The organism is Vallitaleaceae bacterium 9-2, from assembly GCA_038396585.1.
Classification (GTDB): domain Bacteria; phylum Bacillota; class Clostridia; order Lachnospirales; family Vallitaleaceae; genus UBA1351.
This window is the reverse complement of the sequence record CP121691.1, coordinates 1,992,075-2,017,556: the sequence shown is the minus strand read 5'-3', so window position 1 is coordinate 2,017,556 and position 25,482 is coordinate 1,992,075. Positions and strand designations below refer to the sequence as shown.

The 25,482-nt window shown below is 36.7% G+C and carries 19 protein-coding genes and 1 pseudogene; 15 read left to right on the top strand and 5 right to left on the bottom strand.

Annotation, left to right across the window (positions count from 1 at the left end):
* Positions 1 to 18: 18 nt before the first annotated feature.
* The 8 genes from QBE53_09595 to QBE53_09560 all read left to right on the top strand — a co-directional run bounded on the left by QBE53_09595 (position 19) and on the right by QBE53_09560 (position 8,279).
* A complete protein-coding gene (locus QBE53_09595; GenBank protein WZL80058.1) occupies positions 19 to 1,113 on the top strand; it encodes an HD-GYP domain-containing protein in 1,095 nt (364 codons plus the stop codon).
* A gap of 93 nt (positions 1,114 to 1,206) precedes the next feature.
* On the top strand, positions 1,207 to 2,613 hold the full coding sequence (locus tag QBE53_09590; protein WZL80057.1) for an SPFH domain-containing protein: 1,407 nt from the start codon (positions 1,207 to 1,209) through the stop codon (positions 2,611 to 2,613).
* 9 nt (positions 2,614 to 2,622) lie between these two features.
* The gene (locus QBE53_09585; GenBank protein ID WZL80056.1) at positions 2,623 to 3,651 is read left to right on the top strand and encodes a DNA helicase PriA; all 1,029 of its coding nucleotides are present in this window, start codon (positions 2,623 to 2,625) and stop codon (positions 3,649 to 3,651) included.
* A 1-nt stretch (position 3,652) separates the two neighbouring features.
* Positions 3,653 to 4,495, top strand: coding sequence for a TPM domain-containing protein (locus tag QBE53_09580; protein ID WZL83294.1), 843 nt, complete (start codon positions 3,653 to 3,655; stop codon positions 4,493 to 4,495).
* Between the two features lie 84 nt (positions 4,496 to 4,579).
* Positions 4,580 to 5,167 (top strand): hypothetical protein, encoded by a 588-nt coding sequence (locus QBE53_09575; protein ID WZL80055.1) that lies wholly within the window; start codon positions 4,580 to 4,582, stop codon positions 5,165 to 5,167.
* Positions 5,168 to 5,175: 8 nt separating this feature from the next.
* Complete coding sequence (locus QBE53_09570) at positions 5,176 to 5,862, top strand: response regulator transcription factor (protein ID WZL80054.1); 687 nt, start codon at positions 5,176 to 5,178, stop codon at positions 5,860 to 5,862.
* Positions 5,852 to 7,288 (top strand): ATP-binding protein, encoded by a 1,437-nt coding sequence (locus QBE53_09565; GenBank protein ID WZL80053.1) that lies wholly within the window; start codon positions 5,852 to 5,854, stop codon positions 7,286 to 7,288. The genes QBE53_09570 and QBE53_09565 overlap by 11 nt, the downstream gene beginning before the upstream one ends.
* A 28-nt stretch (positions 7,289 to 7,316) precedes the next feature.
* On the top strand, positions 7,317 to 8,279 hold the full coding sequence (locus QBE53_09560) for a D-2-hydroxyacid dehydrogenase (protein WZL80052.1): 963 nt from the start codon (positions 7,317 to 7,319) through the stop codon (positions 8,277 to 8,279).
* Here the strand turns inward: QBE53_09560 and QBE53_09555 are convergent.
* The gene (locus QBE53_09555; protein ID WZL80051.1) at positions 8,276 to 10,033 is read right to left on the bottom strand and encodes a M3 family oligoendopeptidase; all 1,758 of its coding nucleotides are present in this window, start codon (positions 10,031 to 10,033) and stop codon (positions 8,276 to 8,278) included. The two genes, QBE53_09560 and QBE53_09555, sit on opposite strands and share 4 nt — an antisense overlap.
* Positions 10,034 to 10,042: 9 nt before the next feature.
* On the bottom strand, positions 10,043 to 12,502 hold the full coding sequence (locus QBE53_09550) for an EAL domain-containing protein (protein ID WZL80050.1): 2,460 nt from the start codon (positions 12,500 to 12,502) through the stop codon (positions 10,043 to 10,045).
* 185 nt (positions 12,503 to 12,687) lie between these two features.
* Between QBE53_09550 and QBE53_09545 the strand changes: the two genes are divergently transcribed.
* Positions 12,688 to 13,485 (top strand): hypothetical protein, encoded by a 798-nt coding sequence (locus QBE53_09545; GenBank protein ID WZL80049.1) that lies wholly within the window; start codon positions 12,688 to 12,690, stop codon positions 13,483 to 13,485.
* On the opposite strand, the gene QBE53_09540 is transcribed toward QBE53_09545, so the two are convergent.
* Positions 13,465 to 14,352, bottom strand: a complete 888-nt coding sequence (locus tag QBE53_09540) for a LysR family transcriptional regulator (GenBank protein WZL80048.1) — start codon at positions 14,350 to 14,352, stop codon at positions 13,465 to 13,467. The genes QBE53_09545 and QBE53_09540 overlap by 21 nt on opposite strands.
* A 123-nt stretch (positions 14,353 to 14,475) precedes the next feature.
* Here QBE53_09540 and QBE53_09535 point away from each other — a divergent pair, with 123 nt between their 5' ends.
* The 3 genes from QBE53_09535 (at position 14,476) to QBE53_09525 (ending at position 20,352) form a co-directional block, all read left to right on the top strand.
* Positions 14,476 to 18,246 (top strand): phosphoribosylformylglycinamidine synthase, encoded by a 3,771-nt coding sequence (locus QBE53_09535; GenBank protein WZL80047.1) that lies wholly within the window; start codon positions 14,476 to 14,478, stop codon positions 18,244 to 18,246.
* Positions 18,247 to 18,344: 98 nt separating this feature from the next.
* Positions 18,345 to 19,682, top strand: a complete 1,338-nt coding sequence (locus QBE53_09530; GenBank protein WZL80046.1) for a methyl-accepting chemotaxis protein — start codon at positions 18,345 to 18,347, stop codon at positions 19,680 to 19,682.
* Between the two features lies 1 nt (position 19,683).
* Complete coding sequence (locus QBE53_09525) at positions 19,684 to 20,352, top strand: TraX family protein (GenBank protein WZL80045.1); 669 nt, start codon at positions 19,684 to 19,686, stop codon at positions 20,350 to 20,352.
* On the opposite strand, the gene QBE53_09520 is transcribed toward QBE53_09525, so the two are convergent.
* Entirely contained in the window at positions 20,335 to 20,811 is a 477-nt protein-coding gene (locus QBE53_09520; protein ID WZL80044.1) for an S-ribosylhomocysteine lyase, read from the bottom strand. The two genes, QBE53_09525 and QBE53_09520, sit on opposite strands and share 18 nt — an antisense overlap.
* 119 nt (positions 20,812 to 20,930) lie before the next feature.
* Between QBE53_09520 and QBE53_09515 the strand changes: the two genes are divergently transcribed.
* Positions 20,931 to 22,883 carry a BMP family ABC transporter substrate-binding protein gene (locus tag QBE53_09515; GenBank protein WZL80043.1) on the top strand — a complete coding sequence of 651 codons (1,953 nt, stop codon included), beginning with the start codon at positions 20,931 to 20,933 and terminating at the stop codon, positions 22,881 to 22,883.
* 128 nt (positions 22,884 to 23,011) lie between these two features.
* Here QBE53_09515 and QBE53_09510 read toward each other — a convergent pair.
* Positions 23,012 to 23,605, bottom strand: a pseudogene (locus QBE53_09510) (metallophosphoesterase).
* A 181-nt stretch (positions 23,606 to 23,786) separates the two neighbouring features.
* Here QBE53_09510 and trpS point away from each other — a divergent pair.
* The gene (gene trpS / locus QBE53_09505; protein WZL80042.1) at positions 23,787 to 24,791 is read left to right on the top strand and encodes a tryptophan--tRNA ligase; all 1,005 of its coding nucleotides are present in this window, start codon (positions 23,787 to 23,789) and stop codon (positions 24,789 to 24,791) included.
* Between the two features lie 26 nt (positions 24,792 to 24,817).
* Positions 24,818 to 25,480 (top strand): DNA repair protein RecO, encoded by a 663-nt coding sequence (recO, locus tag QBE53_09500; GenBank protein WZL80041.1) that lies wholly within the window; start codon positions 24,818 to 24,820, stop codon positions 25,478 to 25,480.
* Positions 25,481 to 25,482: the final 2 nt, after the last annotated feature.

Here is a 25,482-nt window from a genome sequence, read left to right as displayed (position 1 = left end):
TAACTAAGGAGAATTAATATGAGATTTATTCCGGTACAGAGTTTAATGGAAGGCATGGTTATTGCTAAAAGCCTTTATGATATAAATCAGCAGCTGTTATTACGCGAAGGAACAGTTGTACAAAAAGGATATATAGACCGTATAGCTCAATTAGGGTACCAAGGTATCTATATTGATGATGAGATATCAAAAGATATTGAAGTCAAAGATGTCATTCGTGATGAACTGCGTATGAAGGCGATTCAATCGGTTAAAGATGCTTTTATATATACAGACTTATCAACGGCAAAGGGACATAAACAAGCAAAGCAAAAAATTGATGTGACCAAGATGCTGATTACAAATATTGTTGAAGAAATTCTTGAAAATAAAGATACAATGGTGAATCTCATTGACCTAAAGTTTTTTGATGATTATACATTTTTTCACTCTGTCAATGTGGCTGTATTGAGCATACTTATTGGAGCGGAGTTGGGATTGTCACGAGAGCAGTTATATAATCTGGGTCTAGCATCTATTCTCCACGACATTGGTAAGATTTTTATTGATAAGGATATTTTGAATAAACCGGATGCATTGACAGAAAGCGAATATGCAATTATTCAAAAACATTCTGAATATGGCTATACATATTTAAAAAATACATTTGAAATACCTGCAGCTGCATATGTTGCAGTTTTACAGCATCATGAACACTATAATGGGTTGGGATATCCAAATCAAAAATCCAAGGAAGATATATCGCTTTTAGGACGTATTATATGTGTTGCAGACGTATATGATGCATTAACATCCAACCGACCATATCGGAAAGGATTACTTCCATCAGAAGCTATGGAATATATTATGGCCAATGGTGGTATTATGTTTGATGTCAAATTGACAAAAATCTTTGCAAGAAAAGTTGCTCCGTATCCAGTAGGTACATATGTACGGTTAAGTACAGGAGACTTGGGAATTGTTGTGAAGAATAATTCGGAGGCGTGTATGCGACCTCAGGTTAAAATTTTTGTGGATAAATATGGAAACAAAGTAAAGCCGAATATTATTGATTTAAAAGAAGATCGTTTATTGCGCAACGTGACAATAACTGGAATTAATGATATAGCATAGAATAGACGAGGGTCTATTCTTTTTTTCTTGCGCTTTAATTCAATATGTGAGAGAATATTTTTAAACTATATTTTTTAGGAAAGGATGATAAAAATGGGCATTATAAAAGCAGCAATTAATTCTGTCAAAGGGGAGTTGGCTGATCAATGGCTAGAAACAATTGAACCTCGCTCAATGAATAATTCAACATTATCAACAGCGGGGATTCTTGTACGAAAAGATGACCGACGTAATAGTAATAGAAAAGGAACAGAAGATGTCATCTCAAATGGTTCCGTTATTCATGTTCCGGAAAATACATATATGCTTTTGGTAGATGGAGGACGGATTATTGCAGCTACTGATGAAGCTGGATATTATCAAGTGGATAATTCACGAGCCCCTTCGTTGTTTTTTTCTTCAAAAGAAGATGTGGCGATTGACGGATATAACAATACCAATGGACAAAGCATCGAGCGACCGGGTGGAATTGAAAATACACTTCTAGATACATGGGAACGGTTTAAATTTTCAGGTTCTACGCCACAAAAGCAGCGGGTCGTATATATAAATAAAATGGAGATTCCAGATATTCGTTTTGGAACAAAAAATCCACTTCCTTATACAGATAGAGTCTTAGTTCCAGGCAGAGTTGTTCCATGTAAGATTACCTCTTTTGGAACCTATTCTATTAAAATTAGTGACCCCATACTCTTTTATAACGAAGTATGTGACAAACAAAGCAAAACGGACTTTAAAAAAGATGACATGGCAGAACAATATATCAATGAGTTTTTGATGGCATATCAGACCGCTTTGGCGAGTCTATCCATGGACCAAATCTTAGTGTCTGATATACCGATTCAAAGCGCACGTCTAGGTAAATATATGGCAGATACATTAGATGATGAGTGGTTAAGTAAGCGCGGATTTTACATTCAATCTGTAGGTATCGCAGGCATCAATTATGACGAAAAAACAGATGAGTTGTTATCAAAATATGGCAACGATTCGATTCTCTTAGATCCAAACGCACGTGCAGCCCGTGTTGCAGGCGGATTAGCAGCTGGCCTAGAAGGCGCAGGATCCAATGAAGGCGGTTCAATGATGGGATTTGCCGGTGTAGGTATGGGGATGAATGCTGCAGGCAATATGGGAAGTATCTTAAATCCACAACCATCAGCCAATACACCGGTACAATCACAGCAAGCCATGCAAACGCAAACCTCTGGCGCAACCGGGGCGGCTACAAACGGATGGACATGTGCATGTGGCAAGCAAAATGGTGAGAGCTCAAAGTTTTGTAGTCAATGTGGTCAAAAAAAGCCACAATCCAATGAATGGACATGTACTTGCGGACAAGTAAATCATGGTAACTTTTGCACTCAGTGTGGAAAGCAAAAGGCTCAGGAAGTTACATATAGCTGTAATAAATGTGGTTGGGAACCTGAGGATCCCAAAAACCCACCTAAATTCTGTCCAAATTGCGGAGATGTATTTGATATAACGGATCGAAATTAAGGAGGAGCTATGGCGACGGTAAGTGCATATAAATGTTTGAACTGTCAAGCGCCTTTGGGATTTGATCCCAAAAGTGGTCAGTGGAAATGCCACTATTGCTTTAGTGAATTTACAAAACAGGAGCTTGACAAAGTATATAAAGAAGAAGAGGTAACTCAGTCCACAGGGACACTAAACGCTTATCATTGTAATAATTGTGGTGCAGAAATCGTTGCTGATGAAACAACATCAGCAACCTTCTGTTTGTATTGCAAAAGTCCAAGTCTCATTAAAGAGCGTTTTAAAGGTGAATTTCACCCCAAATATGTCATTCCATTTAAGATAACGCATGAAGATGCAGAAGAAATTTACAAAAAATGGATACGTAAAAAACTTTTTGCCCCAACACAGTTTAAAAATGATGAGGAAATTGAAAAGATTAAAGGGGTATATGCACCCTTTTGGTTGTATGATTGCGAAGCAAACGGCCAGATTCAGGGACAAGCAACAAAAGTATCAAGTTGGCGTTCTGGCAATTATCGATATACTCGTACCAAGTATTATCATGTGGAACGTGAAGGACGGGTGAAGTATGAACGTATACCCGTGGATGCATCGACAAAATTTGACGATAAGTTTATGGTTATGATTGAACCTTATGATTATCAGGCATTGGCGGATTTTTCCATGCACTATATGACAGGTTTTTTTGCTGAAACTTATGATGTTGATGAAGCAACATGTAAAAAAACGATGAAAGAGCGTGTCGATGATTTTATTTCAAATCGAATTCGAAATACTGTTACAGGATACACAAGCTTTTCTGTTCAACATGCTTCGTCAAATCTTAATTATGCGTCAGAATCCTATGCGCTGATGCCTGTATATTTACTTGTCAATGAATACAAAGATAAAAAGCATATGTTTATTGTGAATGGTCAAACAGGAAAAGTGGTTGGAGAAACACCGATTGATCACAAACGTCAACTTGTATTTTGGCTTATTGCTCTGGGAATTACCTGGGTAATTATTGTGTTTGGAGGTGCTCTTTTTGGATAAGATGCGTAAAGGAATTTTGGGTATTGCATTATTAATGATATTACAGCTGCATGTACTCTATGCAGATACGCAAAATGTTATTGATGATATGGGTTATTTAAGTGAGGACGAACAGGCATCCTTGCAAGCAACCATTGAAACCATTCAAACCCAATATTTAATGGATGCAGTTATTGTAATTACAGATGATACACAGGGGAAATCTTCAATGGAATTTGCGGATGATTTCTTTGATTATAATGGCTATGGGATTGGTGAGGAATACGATGGGATATTGTTACTGGTCAATATGGGTGCAAGGGAATTATGGATTAGTACTACCGGTAGCCATACAATTAATCAATATAGTCATTTGACCAATAGCATGGTAAATAGTGTGTCCCCCTATCTAAGTGATGGTGAGTATTATGAAGCTGGAATGGAATTTTTAAATCTAATTATTGGTATAGAAAACGAAGTCCCTACTTCATCCCAAAATTATTCTTCACAAGATGACAATGCGTATGACTATAGCGATGATACAAGTAGCGTACAATATAGAGAAGAGACCGTTTCGACGAGGGTAGAAGACATGGTAGCGTCACCATGGCCATATCTAGGGGCGATTATTATTGCTTCCGTCATCACAGGGGTGATTACAGGAGCAAGCAAAGGAAGCGTAACGATTACAAACCGAACATATGAAAAGCCAGGAAGTTTTAGTTTGACACGACAAACCGACCGATTTATTCGAGAAAATACAACTCGCGTAAAAATAGAGACAAAATCCTCTTCAAGTTCGGGAGGTGGAACGCACACGGGAAGCAGCGGACGAAGTCATGGTGGTAGTGGCGGCAGTTTTTAATCAATTTCTAATGTGATATTAAACACGATGAAATAACCATAGCGTATACTAGAATTAAAACTAGAATGATAAGGAGGTGCCACCGTGATTATTACAGATAAAATGATAAGAGAGTTGCAACGGCGTGTAGATGTTTCCTATGAAGATGCTGAGCGCTATGTGCGCCGCGCCGGTGGTAATATTGATATGGCTGAAGCCTATGCTAGAAAAAAGCAAAATTCTTTTTCACATCGTTTTTTTCGTGGAATTGAGAATTTAATCAGTACGACATTTGTCTATCGGTTAAAAGTCTATCGTAGTGATGATGTGTTTATGGATATGCCTATCTTTTTGTTTTTTATTTTACTCTTCATAATTGGTGTCGACAAAACAATAACGATTGGTGTGATTTTTATTATCATTGCCCTTGTAGCGGAATGCCAGCTTAAATTACATAAAGTAGAGACACAAGAAGCTTTTCGTTTTTATAGAACCGTCAACAAAGAAAAGAAAAATAAGGAACACAATAAAGCAAAAGATACGCAAGCCAAAGACTTTGACACAACGCAACCGATACAATTGGAGGATGGACAGTTAGATGCTACACAGGAAAAGTCAACGGACAAAGAAGTGAAAAACCAGCAGCCAAATGATGAGGGTGAAGATTATTACGAAGTGACCATTGATAAGTAGGAGGCAAAATGTCAGAAAAAATATTAATTGTAGAAGATGAAAAAAAAATATCCCGCTTTTTGGAGTTGGAACTTCGTCATGAAGAATATGAGGTCTTAAAGGCTTATGATGGAAGAACGGGGCTTGAACTTGCACTAAATGAAGCCCCGGATCTTATTATTCTTGATTTGATGCTACCTGGGATGAGTGGTATTGAAGTATGTCGCCGCTTAAGGCAAGCCAAAGAAAGTGTACCCATAATTATGTTAACCGCAAAAGACGATGTATCGGATAAAGTTATGGGATTGGATATGGGAGCAGACGATTATATGACAAAACCCTTTGCTATTGAAGAACTTTTGGCTCGTATTCGTGTTGCCATCAAACGTAAAGGGGCAGAACCGGCAGCAGCAGCTGAGGTGTTGCGTTACCAAGAATTAAAAGTTGATCATATAAAACATCAGGTTCAATATAAAGAAGACATTATTGAACTGACTAAAAAAGAATATGAACTTTTACGATATTTGCTAGAAAACAAGAACATAGCATTAGACCGTGAAAAAATCCTCGAGAAGGTTTGGGGATATGATTATTATGGTGACACCAATGTCATCGATGTTTATATTCGCTATTTACGCTCAAAGATTGATCAAAAGTATGGCGTTGATATGATCAAAACAGTTAGAGGAGTTGGATATATTATATATGATGAATAGAATATCCATAGCAATTAAGAATACCTTTCAACATTTTCATTTATCCATGCGACGCAAGATTACTTTTGACTATCTGATTCTGTATTTTTTTATTAGTCTTATATCCATTGTGTTCATTCCGATTATCTTTGTATTTAACAATATATCCGGTGAAGTGGAAGAACACAGCTATGAACTTAGTCGGATTTTATTAGCATATAACCAAGACGTATATTCGCTTCAAGAAACTGAAATTAAGATGAATCAATTAACCTTAAGTTCCAATGTCTCGTTTAGAGTAACGGGGTATTCAGATTTTGCCAATAATGTTCAGGAGTTTACCATTGAAACCGGTGCTTTTGATTCATTTGATTTTTCTTATGATCTCGTTCGGCGTATGAAGCTTTTGACAAATGAAAAGCTTATTGTTAAACGTCTGGATAATCAATACTATCGCTCGGATCAAGCCAATTACACATATGTTATCTATGCACTCTATCCACTGACATTATATCAATCAGAGCTTGTCATTTTAGGCTTTTTATTGATTATTTTCCATATAGTCGGTTTTGTAATGATGTCTATGATTGGGGGGGCAAGAGTCAAGAAGGTTCTTTATCCTATTTATCATATGACAAAAGCAGCAGAAGAGGTGTCCATCAGCAATCTAAAATTACGCTTGGATGTGGAAGCGACAAAGTATGAACTAAAGGATTTGGCGCTGACACTTAATGATATGCTTGATCGATTGGACAAAGACTACTCTAAACAAAAAAGTTTTGTGTCGGACGTCTCCCATGAACTTAGAACGCCCATAAGTATTATTAATGGCTATGCTTCAATGTTGGAACGCTGGGGAAAAAAAGACCCGGAAATAATTGACGAATCAATCGAAGCGATTATTAGTGAATCAAAAAGTATGCAACAATTAGTGGAAAATCTCTTGACGCTTGTCCGTTCAGATAATCAGACGCTTCAGTTTGAGTTTTCTACATTTGATTTGGCAGAACTTCTATGCAGTACGGTAAAAGAGTTTAATATGCTTAATAACAAAGATCAACGCATCATGTGTGATGTTCCCAAAGGGCTTTTAGTTACACTAGATGAAATTAAAATCAAACAAACTGTTCGAATCTTTATGGATAATGCGATTAAATATACACCACAAAAAGGCGAGATCTCATTACACGCATATACACATGGACAAAATGTTCATATTCATATTAAGGACAGTGGAATTGGCATTGAAAAGGAAGCGCTACCGTATTTGTTTGAACGCTTTTATCGCTCGGATGAATCAAGAACACGTCAAACCGGAGGACATGGATTAGGTCTTTCCATTGCAAAAGTAATCATTCTAGGACATAAAGGAAAGATACGCGTCAAAAGCGCTCTTGGAAAAGGTAGCGAATTTATTCTTGTCTTGCCACTACATGTAAATCCATAATTTCACTAAAAAGGAGTTTGACAAAAATATGAAAATTGTTTTATTAGATACGGATTCGCTTGGGTATGATCTGGATTATACATCTTTTCATAGTTTGGGAGAGGTCATAACATATAAGCATACACCTCAAGAAGAGATAGTAAAGCGCTGTTATGATGCAGATGTCTTGATATCCAATAAAATCCACTATACCCAAGAAATTCTTTTTGCTCTACCGAATCTAAAACTTATTTGCCTAACGTCAACAGGCACAAATACTGTAGACCTATCTGCAGCAGATGCATGTGGTGTCTGTGTCTCAAATATCAAAGGATACTCAACGCAAAGTGTTGTGTTGCTCACGTTTGCGATGCTCATGTATTTGTTAGTTCCGATGTCGGGATATGACGATTATGTCAAGCGGGGGAGCTATATTGAAGATACTAAGTTTTCACATTATACAATGACTTGGCATGAACTTGCTGGGAAAACTTTTGGCATTGTTGGTTTAGGGGCAATCGGTCAAGAAGTGGCAAAGATTGCAACGACATTTGGTGCCCGCATCATCTATTATTCAACTACAGGAAAAAATGATCATAAAGAGTATCGACGTGTTGATTTTGACACGTTATTACAGGAATCCGATATTATTAGTATCCATGCACCATTAACAGAGGCGACAACGAATCTCTTTGATAGTGCTGCATTTCGCAAGATGCGTCCTACGGCAATTTTGATGAACTTTGGGAGAGGCCCGATTGTGAATGAAAAAGAGTTGGTTGAGGCACTTAATGAAGGGTGGATATTTCGAGCTGGGCTAGACGTTCTAGAAGAGGAACCGATGAAGTTACATCATCCGATGCAGCGATTAAAGGATAAAAATAAGTTAATAATAACTCCACACATTGCATGGGCAAGTGTGGAGTCAAGAAATCGAATGCTTAATGAAGTTTATCAAAATATTGAAGCTTTTTTTCAAGGAAAGCCAAGAAATAAAGTCAATAATACTTAAGCGTTTATATCAAGATATTTTTCAATATCTTTTTTCACTAACTCAAGTGAATTTTTGAAAAAGCTAGGATCATGTGAATCTATTCCCATAATGCTTAATACATCATGAATGGAATGTGCTCCGGTTGCTTCCAACAGAGCTTTATACTTGGGAACAAAAGCAACTGGATCTTTTTGATACATATGATATAAGCCTTTTGCAAAAAGCAGACCAAAGGCATATGGAAAGTTGTAGAAATTCATTGAAGCTTCATAGTAATGTGGTTTACACATCCACATATATGGGTGAAGATAATTTGGATCGAGGGCTTCTCCATAGGCCTCTTTTTGTGCGTCAAGCATTGTTTGCTTTAACTCATCAACAGATAAAGAGCTATTTTTCCGCTTTTCAAACAGTGCAGTCTCAAATAAATAACGGCTGTATATGTCAACAATAACTTGAGTTGAACCCATAAGATCATTTTCAAGTATAACCTTTTGCTCTTCCAAAGATGCTTTCTCAAGGGCAGCTTGAAAGACGATTGTTTCGCAAAAGATAGAAGCGGTTTCTGCAAGAGGCATAGGGTAGTCGGCATTAAGAGGACGAGCGTCTTTTAAACATTCACCATGATAGCCGTGACCAAGTTCATGTGCAAGCGTCGTCATATCACTAAAGCTGCCTGAAAAATTAGAAAGAATACGGCTTTCTCCAATGGCGTGTATATTTGAACAAAATGCACCTGCTACTTTGTTGTCTTTTGGAAAAGGATCGATCCAATTTTGATCAAAGGCTTTTTGAGCATATTGGCCTAAACTGGAATCAAATTGCGTAAAGTGTTTGATGATATAAGCTTTTGCTTCATCATATGTATAGCGTATATCAACACGTCCAATGGGGGCAAATAAGTCATAAAAGGGCAACCCATTGCTATGTCCGAGTAGCTCAGATTTTTTTAGCAAATATTCTCTGAAATAAGGTAGGTATTCTTTGATGGCACTTAACATGGCATCAAGGGTTTGACGATCCATGCGTGAAGCCTCGAGGGTCATTTCTAATGGGCAAGAGTAGCGACGTTTGTTGGCTACAGTGATTACTTCGCCTTTTATTGCATTAAGAGCTGCAGCAGATTCCCGTTCTTTTTTTACATAAGCAGCCAATTCAGCTTCATAGGCACTTTTACGGATAGAGGCATCATTATCATAAGCTTTGGAACGTAGTGTGGTTAATGTTACAGGGGTATTATCCAATTCTCCTGTGAGAGAAGAGACGATCTGATCTTGTAGACGTCCCCAGGCTAAGGAGCCGGTAGTTGTTAATTGTGCAAGAAGAAGTTCTTCATCTTGACTAAGCAGGTGATCGCTTGCTTTTTTTGCTTCGTTTAATACAAAAGCATACTCTGATAACTCTGGTGTAGATGCAATGAGTGCGTCTAAATCAGTGATCTTTTTTAAGAACATGGTCAGCTGTACCTGCAATAGAGTGTAGTTAGGTAAAATGGCTTCAACTTTTTCAATCAAAGTAGCTGCCGGATGATTTGTCGTATCGGTTGCATAGGCAAGATGACCAAAATTATGCAATCGACCAAGAAGGTTTTCAAGTGTATCCCGCTTTTTTTGAATGGATACCAGTGCTTGTCCTAAATTGGGAGATTGAGTATCTAAGGTCGAGACTTCTTCTTGTACCTGATGAATCAAGGTCGTAACCTGTTCAAAATCCTTCGTAATCTCAGGTGAATCAAAATTTGAATATAATGGTGTTAAATCCCAGTTTTTCATATGTTCCTCCTACATCACAATATCAGAACCCGGGCGTGCGATAAAATATCCTTGGGAATACCCGATTCCAATTTCTTTAGTTTTATTGAAAATAGCCTCATCGGAGACGTATTCTGCAACAGTTGTTATCCCTAGTTTTGAAGCGAAACTTACAATTGTTTCTGCAACAAGTTCGGCGGATGGTTCCGTCAGCATTTGCTGAATAATACTTCCATCGATTTTAATACAATCTACATCCAACTTATGCAGATAATTAAAGTTGCTAAATCCAGTACCAAAATCATCAATGGCTATCTCAGCGCCATAACGTTTTACTTCTTTGATGAAGTCGGACATAGTGGTATAATTTTCGATGCCCTCAGATTCAACAAGTTCAAAGATAACATTATGTGGTCTGGAAAAGGCCATAAGTTGGTTATAGATAAATTGACGTGTCAAGTCGTGATATATATCTTCGACAGATAAGTTAATAGAGAATTTATAGTCTTTATTAGTAAAATACTCAAAAGATTTCATGATTATTATTTTAGTTAAGCGGTTATATAAACCGGCTTTTTTAGCAATAGGCAAAAATTGAAAGGGACTGACAATGTTGCCATCTTCATCTACGAGTCGCATGAGGACTTCAAACCGATCGATCTTATCGATTGAATTATTATAAATCGGTTGAAAAAATGGAATGATTCGGTCTTCCTCAATGGCATTTCGAATGATGGAAGTCCAAGTCAAATTAGAAATAATTGACTCTTCAATTTTTAAGTTTTCATTGTAAACTAAAAATGAAATCTTTTCTGACTTTGCATGTTCTAACGTCATACTTGAATTTTCATAAAGTGAAAGCTGCATGGAAGAAATGGCAAAAGTCGTATTAATATATATTTTGTGGTTTTTATTGACAAAGCAATGTTTATGTATCTTTTTTTGAAGGAGACGCATTCGATTTGTAAATACTTTTAAGCTAGAGTCGTAGGTGACAACAGCAAAAATATCTGAATGTATTCGATAGGTCTTAAAAGCGTTTTGATCGTCATATTTGGTGATCAAATTGGCAAGTTCAATAAGAACTTTATTTCCAATGACAGTTCCATAAAAATTATTAATATTAATAAATGCACTGATATCGATAAGACAAAGTGCCTGAATCGTTCCGGTTGCAATGTCTTCAGTTAGTTTGTTAAGATTGGGCAAATGTGTCAGGGAATCTTGGTAATAATGCTTTGTCAGTTGATCGGCTTTTTCGATGACCATTTTTTCTAATGTTTTATTTAAGGTGTTTAATTCCTTGGAAGTATTTTCAACAAGCTTTAAAAGAATGGATTGTTCAATCTCTTCTTGAGTTTGATGAACATACATCTCTTCACTATTTTCAGAAACCATGGAACTGCTATCAGAAGCCATCGTAACGATGGATGTACTATGTGTACTAATATAACTTTTTTTATTCTCATGGATAAACTCATAGTCGGTTAAAATACCAAAAAAAGGTAGATGAATATTGTAGTCTGAAATATGGCGAAGCAGCTCATTGGTTTGTATCTTTGAAGAAAAAGTCACCAAATATTGGCATGGAATAGAAGGTAGATGACTTTTGATAAGGCGTAATTGTTGGCCAAAATACCCAGGGTTTCCATATCCTAGTGTAATTTGATCATTGATATGCACAGGGATTTCAGAGTAAAGTACATCTTGTTGCTCTGCTAAGGTCACCGTTGTTGGAAGCGCAAGTCTATCATGATGAAGTACTAGTGGGAATTTATGGCCAATCTTTTCCACTTGACCAACGTCAACACCTAGATAGCTTTTGTAAAACTGGCGAGCAGGGATATGATCAATAGATTCAATGTAGTGCCCATGAGCTTTTGTGATTTTGTGTTCGCGCCCAATAGATATAATATGGGTGGTATAAAAATCATGAAAGTCAAGGCAAGGACTTTTAAAGATTACACCGATATATCCATGCTCAAAAAAATGTCCGTTTTCAAATAAGCAGACATCTTCATCAGTGGATGGGTCAATATTAATAATACCTCCTCCCACAGTTGCTTGTGGAAGTATCTCGTTAAAGGTATCAAGCAATACGTGATTTTGATTAATAGAGAGGGTGCTGATCATTTGAATATAAGAGGGTTCAAGAGGTGTGTTTGATACGCTGGCAGGGAGACTGATTTCATTAATGGGTAGCTTATCTTGAGAAATCAGATAAAAATGGACGCGTTCAAAAACACTGAGCACGATAATCGTTTTATCGTGACATACTTTTCCATTATAAATGAGCCCATTTGTCTTAGCACCGACAACTTGAGCGTTTGATATTTGATTTGTGATTGTTGTATAAATTTCCTGAAAGTCACTGGTACATTTATTTGAATAAATTTGAAATAGATGACGATTGTTTTCACTTAAGTGTAAAGCGCGTAAGTAATTTTCAAGTTCATTTGAGCTAGTGTATTCATATTGGTAGGTTATCATTTTTAAGCCTTCCTAGTAACAATGTGTAAAATTATTTGTGCATCATTGTTGTCGTCTATTTTTTTTTTTGCTATACTAGTACACGTGATGTGCTATAAGTTTTCAAACTTATTATAATATGAAACTGGAAAGAATTCAATTCATTGCCATCAGATTATAAAATAAAAATTTTGGAGGATAATATTATGGCATGGTGTCCCAAATGCAAGGAAGAGTATGAAGATCATGTGAAGATGTGTGCAGATTGTCATGTTGAATTAGTACATGAAATAAAGGATATTGAAACGGATCGGTTGTTGATTGTGGTTAAATCTGAAGAAGAAGGGGAACGTGCTTTAGAGTTTTTGGAATATTCAGGAATTAAGACAGCGTCTGTGATGCAATCAAGTGGAGAAGAGTTTCTTGTCAATGTACATCAGGATGATTGGGAAGAAGCGAGTCGTTTTATTCGTGGGTTTTTAATTGGGGAAAAAGAAGAAGTAGAGACCCAAGATTATTTTTTTGATGAATATACCATGCTTGATATTGAAGACAACCGTGAATTGACCGAGATGAAAAGTAGCTACCAGGCGCTTTTAGGCATAGGAATCATTATGGTAATTAGTGGAGTGGGAAATGTCTTAGGCGTCATTCAAATTTTTGCTGGTAATATGGCATATATTATTATTGGATTAGGTGTTATATTTGCCTTGGGTGGGGTTTTCTCCAAAAAGAAAATGCAGGAGAAAAAACAAGAGCATCAACAATTAAAGGCGGAGTATGAAGACGTATATCATTGGTATATTGACACTTACCCTTTGGAACAATTTGCGTCAAGGCATCATTTACAGTTAGGTGAAATCGATGAAGGGGCAAAATATTTTGTTCTTATGGATTTGATTGTTAAAGAGGTGGGAAAAAATCCATACGAAGCCAAAGAGGCCATGATTAATACGGTTGCTGATAAAGCAGCTCAACAAATATTATCGATGCATCAACATTAATTGCATGAATGTTTTGACAGCGTTTGACAACGGTGTTTTAGCTTGGGAGACCATCCCAAGCTTTCTTTTTGGTAATCTATCCTTTAAGGTTACCCGAAAATACTCGTTGGAATTTAAGGAAACAACATAATCTGGGACAACAGTAATGCCTAAACCGATTCGGGTTAATTCAACAAGTAGATCAATGCTGCCAAGCTCAACAGAAGGCGTAAGAGTCAATGCATGGTCTTTAAAGACTTGATTTAAATATTGGGTTGTAGAGCTGTTGCGATCAAGAAGAAGAATAGGGTATTCTAATAGTTGACTATAAGTAATGGCGCCTTGATTAAGAAGCGTATATTTTTGAGGTGCAATCACGATATCTTGAAAAGTTAACAATTCATCAACGTTTAAGTTGGCATCAATATAGTCGTTAGGTAAATTTGTAAAGACTAAATCAACCATGTTATTCTTAAGTAGTTTGACACATTCAATGGAAGTTCGATTGGTAATAAGTATCTCTATATTAGGGTAGCGCTCGTGAAAGGCACGTAAGTGCTGAAGCAAAAAATATTTGCAGATTGTATCACTAGCGGCTATATGTAAACGCCCTCGGTTCATTTGTGCGGTTTCCGCAAGGAGTTTTTCACCTTGTAAAATTGAAAAAAGGGCAGGTTGAATATGTTCGAGCAATAATTGACCTTCGCCAGTTAGCTGAACTTTTTTTGTGCTGCGGTGAAACAACTGGGTATTTAAATGTTTTTCCAATGAATGGATATGTTGGCTAACGGCAGATTGAGATAAAAAAAGTGCGTCAGCTGCTTTTGAAAAGCTCAGTGTTTGTGCGACATGGTAAAAAATACGGTAGAGTTCAAGATTAATGCTCATATAAACACCTCTTTAATAAGTCTTATTAATAAATATAATTAATAATATTAATTTTACTTCTTAATACTATCATGATAGAGTAGATTTGTAAATAACGTCAATATGGATAATTTGGAGGTTATCATGGCAATAAAACGAATTTTTGTAGAAAAAAAAGTAGGATTTGATGTTGAGGCAAAACAATTGCATGCGGATTTAACAGAAAACTTAAATCTGAAAAACATAACGAATGTACGGATTTTGCATCGATATGATACTGACCATCTAAGTGAAGCAATCTACCAACGAAGTATTGATACAATTTATTCGGAACCGACAGTGGATGATGTCTATATAGAAAATTATGCATTACAAGAAGATGAGGTTGCTTTTGGAATCGAATATTTACCTGGGCAATATGATCAACGAAGCGATTCCTTAGTGCAGTGTATTCAACTTATTGAGAGTGATGCAAATCCGATTGTCAGTGTGGCAAAAATAATCGTATTATCAGGCAATATACCTACAAAGGATTTGGAACGTATAAAAAAATATTGCATTAATCCAGTGGATTCACGTGAAGCAGACTTAGATAAACCGACAACATTGGAATTAGATTATGAGGTTCCTCATGCAGTGGAACAGGTTGAAGGATTTATTGACTTAGATGAAAAAGGCATTGATAAATTATGGGATAATCTTGGATTAGCCATGACAAACAAAGATTTGTTACACACGCAAAATTATTTTAGATGTGTTGAAAAAAGAAATCCGACAATTACAGAAATTCGTGCTTTAGATACATATTGGTCAGATCATTGCCGTCATACAACGTTTTTAACCCAATTAAAAGATATCGAATTTGATGAAAATGCAGGTATAGAACCGATCAAAAAAACATATGACCAATATTTGACGGATCGGGAAGCGATATATGGAGAACGGTTAAATGAAAAACCCATATGTCTCATGGATATCGCCTTAATGGCGATGAAAAAAATGCGTAGAGAAGGTCATCTTGATGACTTGGAAGTATCTGATGAGATTAACGCATGTAGTATAATGGTGGATGTGGATGTTGACGGAAAGAACGAAGAGTGGTTGGTGATGTTCAAAAATGAAACACACAACCATCCAACAGAAATCGAACCTTTTGGTGGAGCTGCAACTTGTCTAGGTGGGGCGATTCGCGACCCGTTATCTGGACGTTCATATGTATATCAAGCCATGCGTGTGACAGGGGCCGCTGATCCAAGGGTGGCGATTAGTCAGACGATGGAAGGAAAATTACCACAACGCAAAATCGTAACAAAAAGTGCGCATGGATACAGTTCATATGGAAACCAAATTGGATTGGCGACCGGATTGGTTCGTGAAATTTATCATCCAAATTATGTGGCAAAACGTATGGAAATAGGTGCGGTTATTGCAGCAGCACCTAAGAAAAACGTTATTCGTGAAACCTCTGATCCAGGCGATTATATTATCTTACTTGGTGGTCGCACAGGACGTGATGGTTGTGGAGGTGCGACAGGCTCATCTAAGGAGCATACAGCAGAATCAATCCACACATGTGGTGCAGAAGTACAAAAAGGTAATCCGCCAACCGAACGAAAAATACAGCGATTATTTAGAAATGAAACCGTAAGTCAAATGATAAAAAAATGTAATGATTTTGGTGCAGGTGGTATTTCTGTGGCTATTGGTGAACTCGCCGATGGACTTATTATTGATTTGGATGTTGTCCCCAAAAAATATGATGGCTTAGACGGAACAGAACTGGCAATCTCTGAATCCCAAGAGCGTATGGCGGTGGTGATTGATCCTAAAGATAAGCAAAAATTTATTGAACTTGTTGAAAAAGAAAATTTAGAAGCAACGCATGTGGCAACGGTTACCGAAGAAAAACGTTTGATTATGACATGGAAAGGTCAAGAGATTGTCAATATTCGTAGAGATTTTCTCGATACAAACGGAGCTTTAGTTGAGATGAAAGCCTATGTATCAGCACCAGATGCCCAAAGCTATTTTGAACAAGAACGTGAACAGGTTAAAACGCTTACTCAGCAACAAGGGTATAAGGAAAGTTTTGTTCGTGCGGTAGCAGATTTAAATAGTTGCTCTCAAAAAGGGTTAATAGAACACTTTGACTCATCAATTGGTGCAGGGTCTGTATTTATGCCTTTTGGTGGGAAATATCAAACAACCCCTATGGAAGCCATGGTTGCAAAAATTCCAGTGCTTCATGGAGAAACCACAACAGGAACGGTGATGAGTTATGGCTACAATCCATATTTGTCTAGCTGGAGCCCATATCATGGAGCGGTTTATGCAGTGGTTGATTCCATCGCAAAAGGCGTGGCTGTAGGGGCAGATTATAAAAAGATGCGCTTTACATTCCAAGAATACTTTAAGCGATTAGGTAACGACCCTAAGCGATGGGGAGAGCCATTATCTGCATTACTGGGAGCATATTATATTCAAGAACAACTAAAACTTGCATCTATTGGCGGCAAGGACTCTATGTCAGGAACATTCCATGATATTGATGTTCCGGCGACTTTGGTTTCTTTTGCAGTGGATGTTGTGGATGTAACAACAGTTGTCTCTAATGAGTTTAAAGCGGGCGATCATGATGTTGTTATGGTTGAATTACCAAGAGATGCCCATGACCTTCCGGTCATTGATGTATTAAAATCTAATTATACATGGATTTTTGATGCGATTAATAGCGGAACAATATTATCTGCAAATAGTGTAGGTCAGTTTGGAGCCGCAGAAGCAGTCGTGAAAATGGGATTTGGTAACCGAATAGGTTTTACCTTTGAAGCCCTTGAGGATGAGAAAATATTTGCCTCTTCTTATGGCTCCATTATACTAGAACTTAAAAATCCAATGAGTGATTATAAGCTTCCAAGTACAGCAATAAAATTAGGGCGTACATCCGTACTGCCTAAGATTACATATAAGCAAACAAGTATACCTATTGATGAATTGCAAGGGCATTGGGAAGAAGTTCTTGAAGATGTATTTCCGACAGTTGAAGACAGCCAAGGTAAGACTTCTGATCAGTTGACATCGGCTTCCTCAATATATATATGCAAACATAAAGTAGCAAAACCTAAAGTTTTTGTTCCGGTTTTTCCAGGAACTAACTGTGAATATGACACACGTAGAGCTTTTGAAAAAGCAGGGGCAGATGTTGAAGAAGTTGTTTTTAGAAACTTGACGCCATCGATGGTAAAGCAATCAGTTCAAGAGTTTGTTCAAGCGATTCGATCGAGTCAGATGATCATGATTCCAGGTGGATTTAGTGCGGGAGACGAGCCGGATGGTTCAGGGAAGTTTATTGCAACAGTCTTTAGAAACGAAGCGGTTTCAGAAGCGGTAATGGACTTGCTTAATCAACGTGATGGTCTAATGCTAGGTATTTGTAACGGCTTCCAAGCACTTATAAAGTTAGGCTTAGTTCCGTATGGTGACATTCGAGAGTTGACGGCGGATGCGCCAACATTAACCTATAATACTATCGGACGACATATATCCAAGATGGCAAGGACTAAAATCATGTCCAATCAATCACCTTGGTTGCAAAATGTTACTCCGGGAGATATTCATCATATTCCCTTATCTCATGGGGAAGGTAGATTTGTAGCCAGCGATGCCGTCATTAAGGAACTTTTCCAAAATGGTCAGGTGGTTACAACTTACGTCAATGAAGAAGGACAAGCAACGATGAACCCTATAGATAATCCAAATGGTTCAATGTATGCGATTGAAGGAATAATGAGTTTAGACGGGCGTGTCTTAGGAAAAATGGGACATTCTGAACGTATTGGTCAACATGTTGCCAAAAATATTTATGGAAAACAAGATCAACAACTCTTTAAGTCAGGCGTACAGTATTTTCTATAATAGATACATTCTTCAAAGAAGCTTTTTCATTTTGAAAAAGCTTCTTTTTTGTCTACCTATATGATAAAATGCAATTAAAATATGAAGGAGGTAGAAGTATGTTTTGGAAAAAAAGAAAAAGCAACTCATTGGAGCTTAATGAAAGTAAAACACAATTACCTTTGAACTTACAAGAAGAGCTACTTAATCAAGATGTAAAGAAAGACATAAAAAAAGACAGAACCGTTGAATATTTAAAACAAGTCAATAGTTTACTAAAATATGTCACAGAACTTGATTATGTAAAGGATATGTTAATAGATGTTCGACAGCAATCAGAGATGGTTGATAGTATTGCAACCACAAGTGAAGAGATGACAGCAACGGTTGAAGGTATTTCTAACTTTATACAACGCTCATCCGAAGAGACAAATCATACCTTGGAACTGTCTAATCATTCTTTAGACTTAATTAATCAATCGTTTGTTCAAATTGAAGAGACGTTTGAACAATCAAAAAATATTCAAGGAATTATGAATCGCGTTAATACTGAAGCAGAAAAAATCAATGAAATGGTTGCGATTATTAAAGGGGTCGCTGATCAGACGAATTTACTTGCGCTCAATGCATCTATTGAAGCGGCCCGTGCTGGAGAAAGCGGTAGAGGATTTGCAGTCGTAGCTGAAGAAATAAAAAAACTAGCAGAAAATACAAAAGAACAAGTTGATTTTATTCGGCAAGTTGTCAACAACCTAACGCATGAAATTCAAAATACAGATGATGCACTTGAAGAATCAAATGCTTCTTTTTCAAAAAGTAAGCAACAAATGGAAAAAGCATTTTCTGGAATGGAAAAGATGAAAGATGGACTGCATCATATTAGTCAGACATTTATGGAGATAAGTGCCAATATACAAGAAGAGACAGCTGCGTCCCAAGAAATGTCTAGTGCGATCATGCTTGTTAATGAAAAAACAAAAGTAATTCATACAGAGACCGATAAAACAGGCATGGCTTTTCATGCGGTTTCAAAAGTTATTGATGATATTCGAACCGATATTTTAAAAACTCAACCACAACTTGATCTTATTACACAACTAGAAGTGTGTATTAGTGATCATTTGTTATGGAAATGGAGAGTATATAATATGATTTTGGGCTATGAATCACTTGATGCATCAGAGATAGGGACGCATCATACGTGCCGTTTGGGACAATGGTGTGATCATGCCGAAGTGGAAAATCAAGATATCTGTAAAAAAATCAGTGCATTGGAAAAGCCTCATGAACAATTACATAAACATGCAAAGGAAGCGGTGCAAGCATACAATCAGGGCAATAAAGATAGAGCAAATGAATTGTTAGAAGAGATGGACCAAGCATCAGCGGATGTGGTTAAGTATCTAGGAGACATTAAACGCCTTCATCGTAGAGCTTTAAAAGCAAAAGGAGAATAAGATGACAAGTAACCAGTTAAAGTGGATTGCAATTATTACAATGATCATTGACCATGTAGGCGCAGTGCTTTTTAAAGAATATGTTCTTTTTCGCATCATTGGACGTATAGCGTTTCCGATTTTTGCGTTTTTACTTACCGAAGGTTTTTCGCATACACATGACAAGAAAAAATATGCACTGCGTTTAGGTGTTTTTGCACTTGTATCAGAGATTCCCTTTAATTTAGCTTTTTATAACAACCCTTGGGATTTGTCCCATCAAAATATATTCTTTACACTCCTTATTGGTTTGCTATGTTTGTGGATTTATGAAACATGGCACGAGCGGCACCGCTGGTTAAGCATTGGAGGCGTCTATTTATTGGCGCTTTTGGCGGATGTATTAAGAACAGATTATGGATTGTTTGGTGTATTGCTGATTTTTATCCTATATCAAACCAAGACGTTAAAAGGCAAGGCCATTGTGATTATTACAATGAATGTGTTGTTGGCAGGACTTAACTTATTAGCGGGAGCGACAGTTGTCCTAGAGATTTATGCGGGGTTAAGCGCAATCTTTGTATTTATGTATAATGGAAAAAAAGGGAAGGGCATCAAATACGTATTTTATTTGATTTATCCCTTCCACTTAGCTCTCTTGTATTTAATTAAATTATTCTTGATAGCTTAGTTGCTTGCTGGTGATATGTTTTAAAACATGAAGATAAGCTTTTGCTTCATATCTTGCCATGGGAAGATTCATATCATGATAGTTGCCACAGTCTTTTGCACTGGCACCGGGAACCTCTCCGTCAAAATCAGCCATAAATTGATAGAGATCAATAAGCAGGGGAACAATTTCATTTGAAGAACGTTCACCTTTTAAAATAAGATAATAGCCTGTTCGACAGCCCATAGGACCAAAGTAGATGACTTCTTCTTTAAATTGTGGATGATTGCGTAAAAAAGTAGCACCCAAATGTTCAAGAGTATGAAGTTCACCAGTGTTTATAACAGGTTCGGCGTTTGGCTTTTTCATCCTCAAATCATAGGTGGTAATATAGTGTTGGTCGAGCTGATCTATTCTTGAGACGTAAACGCCTGGTTCTAAAATCAAGTGATTTACAGTAAAACTTGGTATTTTATTCATTGTCATTCCTCCTTCCTATTATTTAATCATATTTTAGGAGAGTTGTCTATCCATCCTTTTAATAACGGTTGAAATAGAGTATAATGAAAAGAGAATATTTTTTTGGAAAGGATTATACGATGCGTGAAGAGATTCTGAACTTGTATGAAAATGCAAGAAAAAAAGGGTTAAAAGAGTATAACAGCCATAAGTTTAGTGGTAAAAATCCATACTTACCGGCATTAGATACAATAACAGCAAAGGAATCTGTGGTCTCTGAGGTTTATCTTGGAACGATGGAAATTCCGATACGTAAAATAAAAGGAACAAAAACAATTGGACGCGCATCCTCATTTGCACCTAATTTTATGCCTTTGCTATTAAGAAAAACAGAATTTGGTTCGAAATGGACTAATCTATGCGAAGCACATTTAAACGAGGGGATTCGTGATGCAATCAAGGTATACGAATATTTGAATTGGTTTTATGTTGAAGAAGGCAATAAACGTGTGTCTGTCTTAAAATATTATGATGCAGTATTAATTACGGCAGATGTGACGCGAATTATACCTAAATATGATCCGGAAGATGAAACCATAGTGATTTATTATGAGTTTTTAGAGTTCTATAAAAAAACAAAAATAAACTATTTGTGGATGTCAAAAAAAGATGGGTTTAATCAATTATACACATTACTTGTACGTCATAAATGGATTAAGAGATTAAGTGCGTTTGAGTCCATCTACTATCGTTTTCGCAAAATATATCATGACCTAGGCGGCAATAATTTAGAAATTACAACAGCCGATGCGTTGGTCAAGTATTTAGAGATATATCCAGAGATTGAGAGCAAAGGGGCAGAAGACGTTCAAAAAGATTTGAAAAATATTTGGACGGAACTTGAGCTTCTTTCCAATGAAGAGCAGGTTGCACTTGAAATTGACTCAGATGGTGTTGAGAAGCGTTCATTTTTAGATGGACTAACTAATTTTGCATCAACAATGAAGGATATACGTATTGCATTTATACATTCAAAATCTTCTGAAAAATCGGTGTGGACTTATGGCCATGAAATCGGACGTCTACATCTAGAAGATGTCTTTAAGGGACAGATTGAAACAAAGGCATTTAATGATGTGCCCGAAGATGAGAGTGCATATGAATATATCAAAAAAGCGGCTGATGAAGGGTTTGATGTGATCTTTACGACGAGTCCGACCTTTATTAATCAAACGCTAAAAGCGGCCGTTGAATACCGTAATATTAAGTTCTTAAATTGTTCGGAAAATTTTTCTTCAAAAAATGTACGAACGTATTTTGGGCGTTTTTATGAACCGAATTTTTTGGTGGGAATGATTGCCGGAGCAATGACAAAAACCAATAATTTGGGTTATGTTGTCACGTATCCAATACCGGAAGTGATTAGTAGCATTAATGCGTTTACATTGGGGGCGCGTTTTGTCAATCCTTACGCGAGCGTCCAAGTGAAATGGGTTACTAATTATAAGACGGACTTTTCGGAAGAAACCTATGATATTAATCGACAGTTAATGGATATGGGCGTCGACATCATCTCGCATCAGGAATCGTCAAAATCAACATCAAAGCTTAACAATTCTGGGATCTATTTTGTTGATGAAGAATCACAAAGTGAACGTAGAAATTATTTGGCGACGCCGATGTGGAACTGGGGAGAATTCTATGAAAAAATCGTTCGAAATATTATGAATGGTTCCTATAACCGGCTTTCCAGTACGATGGGAATTACAGATAAGGCTATCAACTATTGGTGGGGAATGGACACAGAAGTTGTCGACATTTTTTATTCTCAATCAAGTATTCCATATTCTTTATGTGAATCAGTCGAGTTTATGAAAATGATGATTATACAAGGTGAATATCACCCATTTCGAGGGCCGCTAATTGACCAAAAAGGTAATGAAAAGTTGGCCCCGGGTAAGACGCTGCATCCAAGTGATATTTTAACAATGAATTGGTTTGTTGATGGTGTATTAGGTTCTATTCCATCCATTAATGCGTTAGAAAAAAATCATCCCTTATTAGAACTTATGAGTGTAAAAAAGCGTTATTGATTTTTTTTGAGATGTTTTTTGTAGGCACGATAATTCTTCATAATGGGCGTTCTAGAATATTTAAAATAAAAGACAATAGTATTAAGCAGCTTTTGGAAGAAATTCATTTCATTAAGCTGCTTATTATTGTCTTCATATTCAAAAAGATAGTAATTATATCCATTAATAACATTCGTATCCTTTATTTTTGAGAGGCGTTGAATACTTCTAGAGTATGTCAAATGTTGATGTCCATGAATAAAATACGAAGGGGCGTACTTATCAATGAATTTATTAAATGCGTCAAATCCTCGGTGACATAAATCGTCTCCATCTCCATGGCCAAGAGCAGGGGCATGGGTTACGAGAATGTCTACCCCGCCAAATTGACGTATCATAACATTTAGATGACGAATGCGTCGCTGCATTTCTCTTTCGGAGTATTGATAGAGGCCTGACTTATATCGAAATGAACCGCCGAGTCCAAGGATACGTAGATTTTTGTGCACAAAAATACGATCATCAATGCTATCACAACCATAAGGAGGCTGTGTTTCATATTGATAGTCATGGTTTCCGGGAACATAGTATACAGGAAGACCGGAAACCGTTGTTAAAAATGAAAGGTATTTTGATTTGAGATCTCCGGCAGAGATAATCAAATCGATATCCTTAAAGAGTTTTTCGTCATAATAATCCCATAGGTAAGTGGATTCTTCATCTGCAACAACAAGTATTTTCATAAAAATCCTTTCAAAATGTTAAGCGTGTTTTAGATAGTACAACTTATAGTATAGCATTAAACGTAGCGAAAATAAATTAGAATCTTTACAGTATTTAGACTATATGCTAAAATTGTCTCAATTGTCATTATAGAAGGCTTTAGCCTATAGGATAGAACGAAAATAAAAAAGAGGTGCAAAAATGAGTGAAGTAGTTGAAAAGAAACAACGTATTTTTAGTGGTGTACAACCATCTGGAAACATCACAATTGGAAATTATTATGGTGCATTAAAAAACTGGGCTCAAATGCAAGATATGTATGAAAGCATTTATTGTGTAGTTGACTTGCATTCGATTACCGTTAGACAAGAACCAGCAAAACTTAGACACCGCACTCGAGAGCTGGTGGCTTTATATATCGCCACTGGATTAGATCCGGTAAAAAACATTATCTATCCCCAATCACACGTGCGTCAACATGCAGAACTTTCATGGATATTAGGGTGTTTTACATACATGGGAGAACTTAATAGAATGACGCAATTTAAGGAGAAATCCTTAAAAAATGAAAGCAATATCAATGCTGGGTTATATACATATCCGGTGTTGATGGCAGCAGATATTTTACTGTTTCAAGCCGATGTTGTCCCCATTGGTGCAGATCAAAAGCAACACTTGGAATTAACAAGAGACATAGCCCAACGCTTTAATCATACATTTAGCGATACGTTTACCATACCGGAACCATATTTTGGGAAAGTTGGCGCACGAATTATGAGCTTACAAGATCCAAGTGCAAAAATGTCAAAATCGGATGCCAATCCTAATGCAACGTTGTCCTTACTCGATGAACCGAATGTTTTAAACAATAAGATTAAAAGAGCGGTAACTGACTCTGTAGGTATTATTAATTATAGTGAAGAACAACCGGGGGTCAAAAACTTAATTGATCTATATTGCTGTGGAACAGGTGAAAGTGTTGAACAAGCATTGGCCTTTTTTGAAGGGAAAAATTACGGACAATTAAAAGAGAGCGTTGCAGAAGTAACAATTAATGAATTAAAACCAATCCAAGATGAATTTCACCGATTGATGAACGATAAAAAATATATTGATGATATCATTCGAACCAATAGTGAACGTGCATCCTATTTAGCAGAAAAGACACTTCGAAAAGTAAAGAAAAAAGTTGGTTTCATAATATAGACAATATAAAGTATTGAGGTGAGTACATGCCAACGCTGATTAAAACAAAAGGGATCGTACTGCATGAGATGCCCATAAAAGAACAAGATAAGCGCATTTTGCTTTTTTCGATTGATTATGGGAAAATGGTTGTTTTTGCTAATGGTGCTAAACGCTCTAAAAGTAGCCTATTAGCAGGAACGCAACCCTTTGTTTTTGGGGAATTTCATTTATATGAAGGAAAAAACAGCTATACCTTAAAGCAAGTTGATATCACGGAGACCTTTTATAGTCTAAGGGAAGATTTAAAAAGTTTATATTATGGGCTTTATTTTTTAGAAGTGTGTGGACAGGTTATTCAAGAAATGGATCCAAATAAAGAATTATTAAGATTGCTGTATGCAACCCTTACAGCGCTAAAAAAGAAAACCCAAACACCAGAAGTGATTCGACGCGTCTTTGAATTTCGTTCACTTTCAACTTTAGGTTTTGAACCAGATTTGTCGCAAGATGCGACAGGTATATCCCAAGAAGCCCTTGCAATCTTGGGCTTTATGCAACGGGTTAAGATTGGACGATTATATCATTTTAGGATTGAGCAACAGCGTTTCGAAGAAATCACAAGGGTGATTGATCGATATTTTAACTATTATATTGGCGGTAACTATAAATCTCTTGATTTTGTTGGATTACTAGATGACGAAGGATAAAT

Bases quoted from the DNA above. Each gene is read 5' to 3' on its own strand.
- QBE53_09595 (WZL80058.1), top strand. From the start codon at position 19: ATGAGATTTATTCCGGTACAGAGTTTAATGGAAGGCATGGTTATTGCT.
- QBE53_09590 (WZL80057.1), top strand. From the start codon at position 1,207: ATGGGCATTATAAAAGCAGCAATTAATTCTGTCAAAGGGGAGTTGGCT.
- QBE53_09585 (WZL80056.1), top strand. From the start codon at position 2,623: ATGGCGACGGTAAGTGCATATAAATGTTTGAACTGTCAAGCGCCTTTG.
- QBE53_09580 (WZL83294.1), top strand. From the start codon at position 3,653: ATGCGTAAAGGAATTTTGGGTATTGCATTATTAATGATATTACAGCTG.
- QBE53_09570 (WZL80054.1), top strand. From the start codon at position 5,176: ATGTCAGAAAAAATATTAATTGTAGAAGATGAAAAAAAAATATCCCGC.
- QBE53_09565 (WZL80053.1), top strand. From the start codon at position 5,852: ATGATGAATAGAATATCCATAGCAATTAAGAATACCTTTCAACATTTT.
- QBE53_09560 (WZL80052.1), top strand. From the start codon at position 7,317: ATGAAAATTGTTTTATTAGATACGGATTCGCTTGGGTATGATCTGGAT.
- QBE53_09555 (WZL80051.1), bottom strand. From the start codon at position 10,033: ATGAAAAACTGGGATTTAACACCATTATATTCAAATTTTGATTCACCT.
- QBE53_09550 (WZL80050.1), bottom strand. From the start codon at position 12,502: ATGATAACCTACCAATATGAATACACTAGCTCAAATGAACTTGAAAAT.
- QBE53_09545 (WZL80049.1), top strand. From the start codon at position 12,688: ATGGCATGGTGTCCCAAATGCAAGGAAGAGTATGAAGATCATGTGAAG.
- QBE53_09540 (WZL80048.1), bottom strand. From the start codon at position 14,352: ATGAGCATTAATCTTGAACTCTACCGTATTTTTTACCATGTCGCACAA.
- QBE53_09535 (WZL80047.1), top strand. From the start codon at position 14,476: ATGGCAATAAAACGAATTTTTGTAGAAAAAAAAGTAGGATTTGATGTT.
- QBE53_09530 (WZL80046.1), top strand. From the start codon at position 18,345: ATGTTTTGGAAAAAAAGAAAAAGCAACTCATTGGAGCTTAATGAAAGT.
- QBE53_09525 (WZL80045.1), top strand. From the start codon at position 19,684: ATGACAAGTAACCAGTTAAAGTGGATTGCAATTATTACAATGATCATT.
- QBE53_09520 (WZL80044.1), bottom strand. From the start codon at position 20,811: ATGAATAAAATACCAAGTTTTACTGTAAATCACTTGATTTTAGAACCA.
- QBE53_09515 (WZL80043.1), top strand. From the start codon at position 20,931: ATGCGTGAAGAGATTCTGAACTTGTATGAAAATGCAAGAAAAAAAGGG.
- trpS (WZL80042.1), top strand. From the start codon at position 23,787: ATGAGTGAAGTAGTTGAAAAGAAACAACGTATTTTTAGTGGTGTACAA.
- recO (WZL80041.1), top strand. From the start codon at position 24,818: ATGCCAACGCTGATTAAAACAAAAGGGATCGTACTGCATGAGATGCCC.